Below are 13192 nucleotides of genomic sequence, written 5' to 3' on the forward strand. Positions count from 1 at the left end.
TGTTATAAATATTGTATACAGTGTTCAAAAGAGGTTTTTATATGTGGGGTGTGTCTCCTGCCTATTTTATATCCAGATTTTCATCCGCCTTTACTCCCGATGATATGGCTTCTGTTATGCCTGATATTGCTTCATCTGGCTATGATGCATGTGAGATAGAAATATTTTATCCCAACAGGCTTGATGAGTGGACCTCTTTTACAAGCAAAATGCTTAGTAGTTCTGCTAGACTTGCGGGAATTAAGATATCCTGTTTTGCTGCACATTTTTTGCTCAACGCGTTTTCTTCTAATGATACACTTATGTCTGATTATGGGATAGCAGAGTTTGACAGAGTCTCTGAGATTGCATCTGAGCTTGGTACTGACTGCATTATTGTTCCTATCCCTGCTTTCTCTTCCGCGATAGAAGAGCATACAAAATCCAGATTTATAACCAAGCTGGAATCGATGCTTTCTATTGCTGCAAGACACAAAAAATATCTTGCACTGGAAATTATGCCTGACAGCCTTCTATCCTGCATGGATGATATGAGCAGACTGTTTTCCATACTGGATGACAGTCATCTTGGTCTCAACCTGGATACAGGACATTTTAATGCAATGGGCATTCCTCCCCATCTTGTTGCAGACAGTTTTTCCCATAAAATTTTTGCCACACATCTTTGCGACAATGATTCTTTAGAAAATCTGTCTCTTGTCCCCGGAGATGGAAACATAAACTGGACAACCCTTATGGATATCCTCACAAAGCAATGTGCTCCGGTTTCTATGGATATAGAGATAATATGTCCACCTGAGGATGTCACAGAAAAATACAGAAATGCATTGCTCTTTTTGAGCAACAAAGAATACAAGGAGTAAATCATGGCAAAACATGCAGTAATTACATCTTTTCTGGGACAAACCAAAGATAGGTTTCATGTTTATAACGAGCCCAGAAATCTGGAAGAAAAGTTTAAGATGGTAGCAGAGATAGAGGGACTTACAGGTGTTGAGGTCGTATACCCATACGAAGTTCCATCGGCTTCCGAAACCCGTGCTCTTCTTGACAAGTACGGCATAGAAATTGCAGCTGTCAACGTCAATGTAAAAGCAGAGCCTGAGTTTAGAAACGGCGGGCTCACATCTCCTGATAAAGCCGTGCGAGACAAAGCTGTAAGCTTTATAAAAGAGGCCAAAGATTTTGCAGAAGAAGTGGGTGCGAACAAGGTAACATGCTGTCCCCTGGGTGATGGCTATGAGTTTAGCTTTCAGGCGGATTATAGCAAGTCATGGGCTCATCTTGTGGAGACCTTTGGAGAGGCAGGAAGCTACAAGCGGGAGATACCTCTCTTTATAGAATATAAGCCAAGCGAAACACGAGGTGCCTGCTTTGTTGATACTGCTTCTAAAGCCGTTGTTCTTCTCAACCACATAGGCATAAAGGACATGGGAGTTACCATAGACTTTGGACACTCCATGTACGGCAAAAAAAATCCTGCAGAGGATCTTTGCCTTGTGGCAAGCTCCGGTTATCCGTTTTATATTCATATCAATGACAACGATGCTCTCTGGGATTGGGACTATTTTGTAGGCACCAAGCATTTTATGGAATATGTGGAGTTTTTGTACTATCTCAAAAAGCTTGGCTATAATGATTTTTTTACCTCCGACACATCTCCAACCCGTTGGGACATAAAAGGAACCTTTGAGGTAAACACTCGTCTTACCAACAAAATATGGAGCAGGCTGGACGAGCTAATAAAAGAAGGTTTGGAAAATCATGTTGGTGCCGAGGACTTTCTTGCCTCCTGGAAGTTTTTTGAATCCGCATTGTTTAACCTATAGGCTTTCTCCTCCCTCCTTGCTGCGGGCAGCCATGTGCTGCCCCTTTTTTATACCGAACGCAGGGGCCGCCTTAGCGTCCCCTGCTTATTAGCTTGCATTTGTCTCTAGCCCCATATAACTTGAAAATGAATAAAAACCTGTTATCTGTATAGATTGAGAATATTTAGGAGATTTTTATGAAAAAACCATTTTATCTTCTTTATTACTATTCTCCTTACTATCCTGTTCTCTACAGGTTGTGCTACCTTCTTTGTGAAGAATATAGTGAAATAGCGTATCCTCCCTGTTTGCAGCATATAACGACCCGGCTGGTAGATATTCTATACAGCTATACTCCGCTGCTCTGCTCAATAGAGAGGAAGAAAACCCTTCTACTCTTCTTCTTAATTTTAAAATAAAAGATGAGTTTTTTATTGGAAGACCCATTCCTAAGCGTTTATTTCTTCTAGCTCAAAGAAATAACAATGATTATATGTTGATAAAATATTGGAATCATGGTGAAATAGAACTGGGAGATGGTGAGTTTACTTATGCTAACAATGGATATCTAAAAAAAGGGATAATTATATGTTGTTTATCAGCGGAAATGCATACAAGCATAAAAATCCAACTGATATAAAAGTACTGGGAGGCGTATTCTTCTCTTCTGAAAACATGTCCGCAGCAAAAGCATATAATATATAACACTACTATTATTGGGGTGAAAATAACTATCTAAAAAAGGTTAATTATTTTCATACTTATGAACAAGATTTTAAAGATGTTTTTATAAGGTTTTATAAGCCTCTACCCATCTCCCTACAGAAAATCAGATACTATCACTCTACTTTCCTGATTTCCTATCTGGCCTCTCTATTACTGGAAGAGATGTCGGACCAAAACCAGGACATTTGGGATGGACTCTTAATTCAAAATCCGTAATAAGTGAAAATTGACGATATTCACCATCTATGCTATTTAAATATCAAACACTTTTTTAGGAGGTTTTTATGAAAAAACTACTTTATTTGCTTTTCTCTATTTTTACCCTAGTCATCCTCTTTTCAGGATGCGTTTCTATGTCCGCAGGCACAGAAAAAAATGAAATAGCTGTATCTCCTTTGCTGGCAGAATATAACGACCCAGCTGGTAGATATTCTATACAAATATACTCCGCTGCTTTGCTCAATAAAGAGAAAGAAGCCCCTTCTGTTCTTCTTATTAATCTTAATATAAAAGATGAGTCTTTTATTGGAAGACCCAGGCCTAGAGGTTTATTTTTTCTAACTCAAAAAAATAACGATGATTATATTTTGGTAAAATATTGGAATACTTGTAAAATAGAACTGGGAGATGGTGAATTTACTTTTCCTGACAATGGATATCTAGAAAAAGGGAATAATTATATGTTGTTTGTCAGCGGAAGAACATACAAGCATAAAAATCCAATTGATATAAAAGTACTGGGTGGCGTATTCTTCTCTTCTGAAAACATACCTGCAGTAAACGCATATAATATAAAATACTACTATTATTTGGGTGAAAATAACTATCTGAAAAAAACCGATTTTTTTAATGTTTATGAACAAGATTTTAAAGATGTTTTTATAAGGTTTTATAAGCCTCTACCTAGTCTTTCTGCATACGAACTTAATAAAAAAGGACTTCCTTACTATAAAGGACAGGTACCTGTAACACTTTCAAGAAAAAATATAAACCATCTTTTTCTTTTGAGCTCATTTATCACGTATAAATATACTGCAGAACCATATACCGGCACGGTCTCCTTGCCTGACTTTGTATACCAAGCAAGCGAAAATGAAAAACCTATAATCCTAGGTGAGCCTATACATAAGAAAGTAGAAAAAAGAGCATACGAAATAGAGGTTACTTTGACTCCTTTTGCTTTCCCAGAAAATAAAACTGGTGTTTGGAACGGCTTTATTTCCACTTTCCGCTTTCTCAATATCGACGCAGATGAATTTATATTAGATAAAAAGCTTGATAGTGATTTTGGTGTCTCCTTTAACATGGTTGTACCATATCTGCATGTAAAATACAAAAACTCTAAGGGAAATACTTTCTCGGGCGTTCTTTACCCCAGACCAGTGTCATCTCACACAGAAGGTCCTATCGATATAAAAGCAATAACTCAAAGAGATATTATTTATTTTGCCAATGCTATAAATAGCCCACTTCCTACTCTTAGCCTGGAAAAAGACAATACATATACTGTTATATACACAAATGAAGATTTTGGTGTAGACCCGATAAACTCCCATCTCCCTACAGAAAACCAGATATTATCACTCTACTTTCCTGATTTTCTATCTGGCCCCTCTATTACCGGAGGAAATGTCGGACCAAAACCAGGACATTTTGGATGGACTCTTAATTCAAAATCCGTAATAAGTAATATTTACTTTAATTTCTCTCCATACTTTGATGTAAACATTAAATACTGATACAAAGGTGGCCACCTGGCCACCTTTTTTACACAAGGAGTTTTTTATGCTTTATAGAGTAATGTGGACATTTAACAGAGGACTTTATGAATCTTGGTATAGAGTAGGCGATATCAAAGATGATGATAAAATAAGAACGGTCCCTCTACCTTTGTTTGAAAAAGAAAAAATAGAATGGGAGAAAAAAGGAAAAACAGTAGAACCAGCAGGACTGTGGATATACGAATGGGAAGTAAAAACCATAAAAGAAGAATATAGAGATGAATACGTGGATAGATGGATTGGCTTTAGATACTGGAGACCTGAAATAGGAAAATTTGAACTCGCAATATCAGACGATACTAATCCTATTATGCTCGTTGGCAGTATGATAGATGTATTAGAAAAAACAGGAAGAAAATACCTTTCTGCTGAAAGAGAAATGAAATCATGGTGGTATGCTTCTATGACAGGTAAATATGAAGAATTCGAAGATGCTTAATGTAAAGAAATACTCCTGGGGGGAGCGTGGCGGGCTCCCCTATCCTCACGGCTTAAAAGCTCCTTATATAAAAAGTTCTTTTTCAGATTACGCTTGAAATAATAGCTTGCAGACTTGTTTTGATTAGTAAAATTATTTTAGGGTTTATTACATACGACATTATGTTACAACCTGTGATTATAACAATAAGGCTGGTATATATATAGCTATTGGCAAGTGTAAATAGCATGAGAAGATACTGTAAAACACACATAAACACAGAAAAGCCTTATTTTGTTATGCACCGCAGGCAGGAAAAAGGTGCGCTGTTTCCTGCTTTGTATAGCAAGAAGTAGTGCGCCTTTTTCCGTTCGGTATATTTTTATTTTTTTAGTTTGAAGAAGGATAGCTCGTCTATGGCCCGCTTTATTATATCCTGAGTGTGCAGGTTTTGCTCGCGGAGTTTGTCCTGGATTCCTGCGATTTGTTTGGATTGTTCTTCTACGGTGCTCATAGCTTGGCTGAGTTTGTGAGAAAGGTCTGTAAGTGCTGTTGTTGACTCAAGTATCTGTTTGTTTCCTTGTGCCATTTCTTTGGATGCGTTATTGACTTCTATTGCTACGTCCTTCATCTCTCGGAGTGCCTGCAGAATCTGTACGCTTCCTGCTCTCTGTTCTTGCAGAGCAGCTTCTATTTCTTGGATATTCTGCGATACGTCCTGTATGTCGTGTTCTATTGTGGAAAAAAGAGAATGTGTGCTGCCTGACAGTTTTACCAGATTGCCTATGTACTCGGATGTGCCTTTGAGTGTTTCTCTTATGCCTTTTGAATGCTGGGCTGTTTCTGTGGCCAGTTTTCTTATCTCATCCGCAACAACCGCAAAGCCTTTTCCGTGTTCTCCTGCGTGTGCAGCTTCTATTGCTGCATTCATGGCAAGGATGTTGGTCTCAGATGCTATTCTGGATATTATTCTGTTGGTTTCTTCCAGCTGTTTGGAGTTCTCTCCTATGGTTTGAGATAGCTGTACAAGTGAGTCCAGCCCTTTTTGACCTTCTAGTGAGGATGTGGTAAGTGCCTCAAAGTTTTCTCTCAATGTCTTTGATATGTTTGCTATGGATTCTATGTTTGCTATCAGTTCTTCTATGGATGCGGATGACTCCTCTATGCTTGTTGTCTGGTTTTGTATTGCCTGCGCAAGGGAGTCTATGCTGCGTGTTGTTTCTTGTACTGTAGATGCGTTTTGCTCTGTGTTTGCTCGTAGTTCTTGAATCTCTGTGTTAACTCCGTCTATTGAGCCTGTTATGGTATTGATAGAACTTGTGGTGTCTTCTATTGCTGTATTGAGGTCTTCTGCTGCACCTGAGAGCCTTCCCATGCTTTCCTGGATGCCTGTTATTGTCAGTCTAAGCTGCCCAATAAAGTTATTAAAAAGCCTCAGCATGGCTGCAAGCTCATCGTCTCCGTGTATATCCTCAAGAGGAAAGAGTTTGCCTTCACTGGCTATCTTGAGTCCCTGTTGCAGTGTTATAAGGCGTTTTATGACTATGTTTCTTATAAGATAGATAAGGATTACCGATTGAAGAAGTATTGCTATAATACCACCTATGCTGGCCAGAATGATAAGCGAGCTTATGGCTCCTGTTATTTCTTTACCGGGTATTTCTCCGATTACAGCCCATGGGAGGTCATATCGCTCTATCCATGAGTATGCATATATGTCTGTTTCTCTCCCGTCTTTTGTCATAAAGTTTCCGGAAGGCGGGTCTTTCTGTTTGTTGTTTATTATGGTAGAAAAGTATCCTGTTGCTGCTTTTTTGCCTGCCATGTCTCTGTTGTGATGCGCAAGAATTATCCCATCTTCTGTTGCTATAAATGTGTATCCACTTATGCCAAGAACTATATCCGACATATATGTTTCATAGAACTTTTGTATATTTAGAGCAACTGCAAGGTATCCTCTTGTAGAAGGAGATTCTATTGGTATTGCTATTATTGCAGCAGGAAATCCTCCTATTGTTGGGTATATATTGAGTAGGATGGCATCCGTATTTTTACTATTTTTTGTTATATATGCTGTATCTATTGCATCCGGTGCTCCTGTGCCTACGTTTGTTATAAGTCTGCCTCCTGTATCGTATGCCATGACAGAAGAGTAGAGTACTGGTTCTTCTTCTGCTATTTCTTCCAATATATCTTTTATTTCTGCAGTAGAGCCATTTACAAATGCTTCTATTACTTCTGGATTTTCCTTTTCTTCTCTTAGCTGGAGTTTTACGGCTTTTATCCACATTCCGGATATGTGGGTTGCTGTCTTTACTATGTTTTGCGCATCCTGTGACTGCATTGCTATTGACTGACTGCTAAAGCGCGAAAAGAATATAAAAAGACTGCCTCCCAGGAAAATAATTATAATAAGGATAAGATATACAAGCAGTTTTCTGGATAGTGTACTTCTGCTTAAGTCAATATTTTTCATGTTCTCCCTCTCAATGTGTTCGTTTTTATTATAAGACAGAAAAGTTTTTTTTTCTACAGGAAATATTTTTTTATTGACAGATAATGTATATTATGTTATAAATATTGTATACAATATACAGCATATTAAATGCTGAATAATTATTGCCGGAGGAAATATGAATGACATAGAAGATAAGATTTCCTTTCTTAAGGAAAAGGCAAAAGAGATGCGCTTTCACATACTTAGCATGATTTACAAGGCTCAGTCCGGGCATCCGGGAGGTTCTCTATCTGCTACGGATATTGTTACCGCATTGTACTTTGATGTTCTCAATATAAGACCGGATGCTCCAGATTGGCCGGATCGTGACAGGTTTGTTCTGTCCAAGGGACATGCTTGTCCAGTATGGTATGCTGCTCTTGCTCTACGTGGATATTTTCCCCTGCATGTACTTGATACTCTCAGACAGCTGGAAAGTCCTCTCCAGGGTCATCCTGTGCAGAAGAAGTGCCCGGGCATTGATGCAACAACCGGCTCACTGGGGATAGGTTTTCCCCAGGCTGTGGGGATGGCAATAGAGGGAAAACTTATTGATAAGAAAGATTATTCTGTTTTTTGTGTGCTTGGCGACGGAGAACTTCAGGAAGGCAGTGTGTGGGAGGCTTGCAATGCTGCGCATAAGTACGGGCTTGATAATCTTGTGGCTATAGTGGATAAAAATGGGCTCCAAAACGACGGTTTTACCCGTGATGTTATGCCAATGGAGCCTATAGAAGAAAAATTCCGTGCTTTTGGCTGGCATGTGATGGAGATAGATGGGCATAAAATGGAAGAGATTCTCCCTGCACTTTATGAGGCACGGGCGTATAGAGGTAAGCCCGTATGTATTATTGCCAGGACTGTCAAAGGTCGTGGTGTAAGCTTTATGGAAAATATACGAGGCTGGCATGGTAAGCCTCCTTCTACTGAGGAGTATCAACAGGCAATCCAAGAGATAAAGGAAGGTTTAAAATGAGACTTGAGAAAGCATCTGTTCCGACAAGAAGAGCCTTCTCCGAAAGGCTTGTAGAATACGGTGAGATTAATAAAGATTTTGTGGTTTTTGAATCCGATATAGGATATTCTACCTATTCTTATCTTTTTGGCGAGAAATATCCTGCTAGGTACTTTAACTTTGGCATTGCAGAGGTGTCTACAATGGCTGCTGCCGCGGGTGTTGCAACAAGCGGCAGGACTGTGGTTGTAAGTGGGTATGGGGTTTTCCTTACCATGCGTGCTCTGGAAGTTGTACGCTCATTTATTTGTTATCCCAATCTCAATGTTAAGATTTTGTCTTCTCATGGAGGAGTCACTGCGGCAATTGATGGTGTTACACATCAGGCCACGGAAGACGTCGCTTTTATGAGCACTATTCCCAATATGAAGGTGCTTGCTCCCTGTGATCCTGTTTCTGCTTCTGCAATGGTAGACCTTGCAATAAGCACTCCTGGGCCTGTTTTTACAAGGCTTATGAGAGACGCTCTTTTTGAGGTGTATTCTGATAATACTGGATTTAAGATTGGCGGTTCCAATGTGCTGCGAGAAGGAAGCGACGTTACAATAGCGGCTTACGCAGATATGGTTTTTCAGGCTCTTGAGGCTGCAGACAGGTTGCAAGCGCAGGGGATATCTGCAGAGGTTATTGATATGTATTCTGTAAAGCCTTTTGACGAGGATTCCTTAAGACTCTCTATAGAAAAAACCGGTGCTCTTCTTGTGGTGGAAAATCATCAGAAAAGAAACGGGTTGGGGTACATGATTTCTAACTGGTTGATTAAGCAAAGGAAAAATATTCTTTTTGATAACATAGGGCTTGATGATACCTTTGCAGAAAGTGGTAAGTATCAGCTTGTTATACATAAATATGGACTGGATGCTGATGCCATAGAGGAAAGAACAAAAAAGCTTCTAAAGGATAAGGAGTAAGGTATGAGTAAAAAATGGAAAGTATATGTAACAAGACAGATTCCTCATGCAGGTATAGAGCTGCTTCAAAAAGAATGCGTGGTTCTTGTCAATCCATATGACAGGCCTCTTACAAGGGAAGAACTACTTGAGAATATCAAGGATGCTGACGGTGTACTCTGTCTTCTTACGGATAAGATTGATGTAGAGGTCTTTGACACGGCAAAAAAGGCAAAGGGTTTTGCCAACTATGCAGTGGGTTATGACAACATGGATGTAGAAGAGGCTACAAAACGTGGTATCCCTCTTTCCAATACTCCCGGAGTTCTTACCGATGCCACTGCCGACATGGCTTGGGCCCTTCTATTTGCTGTTGCAAGAAGAATTGTTGAGGCTGATAAGTTTTTAAGAAGCGGTTCATGGGGTGGCTGGGGGCCTATGCAGTTTTTGGGTGCGGATATACAGGGTAAGACTCTGGGAATAGTTGGGGCAGGACGCATAGGTACTGCTATGGCTCTAAAGTCAAGAGGATTTGATATGCAGGTTTTGTATCATGACGAGCATAAGAATGAGGTAATGGAAGAAAAACTTGGTGCAAAGCAGGTGGATATGGATACTCTTCTTAAAGAATCTGATTTTATAAGTATACATGCACCTCTTCTTCCTTCTACAAGGCATATGTTTGATATGCAAGCTTTTAAGAAAATGAAGAATAGTGCATATCTTATAAATACTGCAAGAGGTCCTCTCATCAATGAGAGTGAGCTGGCAACAGCTTTAAAGTCAGGCCTTATTGCAGGAGCAGGGCTTGATGTATACGAGTTTGAACCCAAAGTTACAGAAGATTTATTGTCTCTTAACAATGTTGTCCTCTGTCCTCACATAGCCTCCGCAACAACAACTGCAAGAACCAACATGGCGTTAATAGCTGCAAGGAACCTCCTCGCCATGTTAAAGGGCGAAAAAGCTCCGCAGTGTATCAATCCAAAGGTCTATGGGGACAATTAATTTTTTTTGAGGCCGGGTATTCCCCCTCCTGGCCTCTTTTTTTACGGAGTATTGTTATGCAGCGCAAAAAATATATTATGCATCTTAAAGATATTGCTGCAGCAGGTGTACGGGCTGTATATCCTGATAGGCTTGTAGAAAGCAGCCTTTCTTTTGACGGACGTTATATAAAAATAGGTAATCATAAAGAAAAGCGCATCTATGATACAAAAAAATACAAAAAGATATATCTTTTTGCCGCGGGTAAGGCGGCAGCAAGTATGGCAAAAACTGCAGAGAGGATACTATCTGGAAACATAACAGAAGGGCTAGTTGTTACCAAGTACGGACACAGCGAAAAACTTGGCATTTGTAATATCATAGAAGCTGGACACCCTGTCCCGGATGAAAACAGTTTTAAAGCAGGGAAAATGGCTCTTGATATGGCAAGAAAGGCTGATGAAGAATGTCTCTTTATAAGCCTCATATCTGGAGGAGCATCCAGTCTGCTATGTGTCCCATATTTTGATGAAGAGGGGAGAACTATCAGTCTTGAAGATAAAAAAAAGGTTACTGATCTTCTTCTCTTCTGCGGGGCCGATATAGAAGAAATAAATACAGTCAGAAAACATCTCTCTATGATAAAGGGCGGCCGTCTTGCCAAGGAAATATATCCTGCAACAGGTGTACATCTTGTTCTCTCCGATGTCGTTGGGGATAGGATGGATATGATAGCTTCTGGGCCTACGGTTCCAGATAGCACAAACTTTTCTGATGTTCTTGCTGTAGTAAAAAAATACAATCTCACAGAAAAAATACCTGACTCGGTAGCAAGTCTCATAAATGCCGGCATATATGGCACAGTAAAAAAAGATACAGATGAAAATGCTTTTTATTTTTTAAGGAATTTCACAATAATAATTGGAAATAACAACATAGCTCTTGAAAAAGCAGAAAGTAAGGCAAAAGAATTGGGCTATAACACACTTATTCTATCTTCGTCTATAGAGGGAGAAGCAAGGGAAATAGCAAAAGTGTACCTAGCCATAGCAGAAGAAATTGTAAAATATGCAAGACCTGTCATGCCTCCGTGCTGCATACTTGTGGGAGGAGAACCTACTGTGAGGATAGAAGGAACTGGAAAAGGCGGAAGGAACCAGGAACTTGCACTTGCTTTTCTGGCAAACATGAAAAAATCCACATTGCCGGATGACAAAGCCTTTTTTTTATCTGCAGCAACTGATGGCAATGACGGTCCTACCAATGCGGCGGGAGCCTTTGCTAGCTCAGATATTCTTAAAAAAGCCTGCTCAAAAGGTCTCAATCCCTCTGCGTATCTTGCTAATAACGATTCTTATAACTTTTTCTTACATCTTGATGCCCTGTATAAAACAGGCCCCACCAATACCAATGTCTGTGACCTTCACATACTCATAGTCCTCTAAAGGAGGTATTTATGTATATAAGAACCAAGTTTGCCATGATTCTCTTTATACTCATTATAGGGGTTTCTGTCGTATTGACTGTGTTTTATATACAAAGCAAGCAGACAGAAGAAATATCCGTAACAACTACAAAAGCTCTATTTGCAATAAAAGCAGTGGAAAAACTGGTTTATGATTTATCACAACTGGCTACAACCTCTAATAAAGACATCATCTTTGCAAGTTATAGCAAAGACAGCAAGAAAGCCGAGCAGTTGTTTAACGAGATAAAAAATAATAAAACCCTGTATTCTATGCGGGAAAACAGTGAGATAGGAGCTTTTTTTTATGTGATGTTGGATAACTGGAAAAGAGTACCACAGCTCATGGCAGAAGTAGAAGAAAAATACGCAGCATATAGAAAAAGTGCAAAACTCAGCCTTACTATCCCGTTCTCGGAAGCAGCACAAAATCAAAATTATAAATCAGAGGTATTTGACACATATTCTTCTATACTTCGACTTTCTTCATATCTTAGGGACAAAGTAATATACAACTCTGATATCATAAGAGAAGAATTGCGCAAAAACATGCAGAATACAATAAAATCTGGAACCATGATATCCTTTGCTGTAGCTGTTGCAAGCTCTCTACTTGTTATTATCCTTATAATGATTTTGAGCAACAGAGTTGTTTCTAGGCTAAAAGATTTTGGTAACTATGCTGACAGCCTTTCTATCGGAGATTTCTCATACCATATGGATATAAAGACCCATGATGAGTTTGCAGAACTATCTTTTAAATTTAATCATCTTGTTATAGGTCTCAGAAAAAATATAGATGCTGTCCTTGATTTTACAAGAACAGTGGGATTGAAATTGCAAGAAGAACTTGATATCAACCAGCTTTATTCTATAATAGCCACATCTCTTCACAAGAATACACATGCCTCGGCGAGTGCAGTATGCATAGTACAAGGCAGCTATCTGATTCCCGTCGCAATAGACGGTCTTTTCCCCGCACCATTTCTTGCAGAAGAAGTCACAGTAGAAGGGGATTATATTGATGACCCGTTTTTGCTTTTTCATATAGCAAAGATACCGCTTAGTCATCCTCTTTTCTCACGAGCACTATCAGGAGAAGAAGTTTTCATAAAAGAAGAAAAAACTTTTAATGGAGAGAAAATAAGCTCTCTTGCAATCTTTCCTCTAAAAATATCACGTAGAGTCCTTGGCGTTATATGCACGGTGACAGATGCGTCAACGCCACCACTTACAGACCTTGACGTAGTGCATCTTAAAACCTTTACCGATTATACGGCCGTGACCTTGGATAATTATACCAAGTACCAGCAGATTCTTGTACAACAGAAGATAAAACAAGACATGCTTGTTGCCAAAGAAATACAACAAGAACTTCTACCTCCGGGATATGTAAAGACTTCCTCTTGTACCATATGTACGCTTTACAGACCCCTATGGGAAATAAGCGGAGACTACTTTGACATAATCACTCTCAGAGACAAAAGCACTCTGGTGATTCTCTGCGATGTGGCAGGAAAAGGCATATCGGCCTCTCTGGTTATGGTAATGATACGTACTATTCTGCGACTTGTCGCCAGCAGCAGTAAAACACCTGCAGAAATC

11 protein-coding genes are annotated in these 13192 nt (G+C 39.4%); 9 read left to right on the top strand and 2 right to left on the bottom strand.

Annotated elements, in window-relative coordinates:
- Positions 1-41 precede the first annotated feature (41 nt).
- A complete protein-coding gene (locus WKV44_03845; GenBank protein ID MEM5947671.1) occupies positions 42-863 on the top strand; it encodes a sugar phosphate isomerase/epimerase family protein in 822 nt (273 codons plus the stop codon).
- A 3-nt stretch (positions 864-866) separates the two neighbouring features.
- On the top strand, positions 867-1829 hold the full coding sequence (locus WKV44_03850) for a sugar phosphate isomerase/epimerase family protein (protein MEM5947672.1): 963 nt from the start codon (positions 867-869) through the stop codon (positions 1827-1829).
- Between the two features lie 174 nt (positions 1830-2003).
- Here the strand turns inward: WKV44_03850 and WKV44_03855 are convergent, their stop codons facing one another.
- Positions 2004-2255 carry a hypothetical protein gene (locus WKV44_03855; protein MEM5947673.1) on the bottom strand — a complete coding sequence of 84 codons (252 nt, stop codon included), beginning with the start codon at positions 2253-2255 and terminating at the stop codon, positions 2004-2006.
- A gap of 734 nt (positions 2256-2989) precedes the next feature.
- Here WKV44_03855 and WKV44_03860 point away from each other — a divergent pair.
- Together WKV44_03860 and WKV44_03865 are read left to right on the top strand one after the other, a co-directional pair.
- The gene (locus WKV44_03860) at positions 2990-4273 is read left to right on the top strand and encodes a hypothetical protein (GenBank protein ID MEM5947674.1); all 1284 of its coding nucleotides are present in this window, start codon (positions 2990-2992) and stop codon (positions 4271-4273) included.
- Between the two features lie 46 nt (positions 4274-4319).
- Complete coding sequence (locus tag WKV44_03865; protein MEM5947675.1) at positions 4320-4754, top strand: hypothetical protein; 435 nt, start codon at positions 4320-4322, stop codon at positions 4752-4754.
- Between the two features lie 361 nt (positions 4755-5115).
- On the opposite strand, the gene WKV44_03870 is transcribed toward WKV44_03865, so the two are convergent.
- Positions 5116-7209, bottom strand: coding sequence for a methyl-accepting chemotaxis protein (locus tag WKV44_03870; protein MEM5947676.1), 2094 nt, complete (start codon positions 7207-7209; stop codon positions 5116-5118).
- A 157-nt stretch (positions 7210-7366) separates the two neighbouring features.
- On the opposite strand from WKV44_03870, the gene WKV44_03875 reads away from it, so the two are divergent.
- The 5 genes from WKV44_03875 to WKV44_03895 all read left to right on the top strand — a co-directional run.
- Positions 7367-8206 carry a transketolase gene (locus WKV44_03875; protein ID MEM5947677.1) on the top strand — a complete coding sequence of 280 codons (840 nt, stop codon included), beginning with the start codon at positions 7367-7369 and terminating at the stop codon, positions 8204-8206.
- Positions 8203-9156 (top strand): transketolase C-terminal domain-containing protein, encoded by a 954-nt coding sequence (locus tag WKV44_03880; GenBank protein MEM5947678.1) that lies wholly within the window; start codon positions 8203-8205, stop codon positions 9154-9156. The genes WKV44_03875 and WKV44_03880 overlap by 4 nt, the downstream gene beginning before the upstream one ends.
- 3 nt (positions 9157-9159) lie before the next feature.
- Positions 9160-10143, top strand: a complete 984-nt coding sequence (locus WKV44_03885) for a D-glycerate dehydrogenase (GenBank protein MEM5947679.1) — start codon at positions 9160-9162, stop codon at positions 10141-10143.
- Positions 10144-10199: 56 nt separating this feature from the next.
- Positions 10200-11567 (top strand): glycerate kinase, encoded by a 1368-nt coding sequence (locus WKV44_03890; protein ID MEM5947680.1) that lies wholly within the window; start codon positions 10200-10202, stop codon positions 11565-11567.
- Positions 11568-11578: 11 nt separating this feature from the next.
- Positions 11579-13192, top strand: a 1614-nt coding sequence (locus WKV44_03895) for a SpoIIE family protein phosphatase (protein MEM5947681.1), incomplete at its 3' end; no start/stop codon positions are given.

The organism is Spirochaetia bacterium 38H-sp (assembly GCA_039023545.1).
Classification (GTDB): domain Bacteria; phylum Spirochaetota; class Spirochaetia; order Winmispirales; family Winmispiraceae; genus Rarispira; species Rarispira pelagica.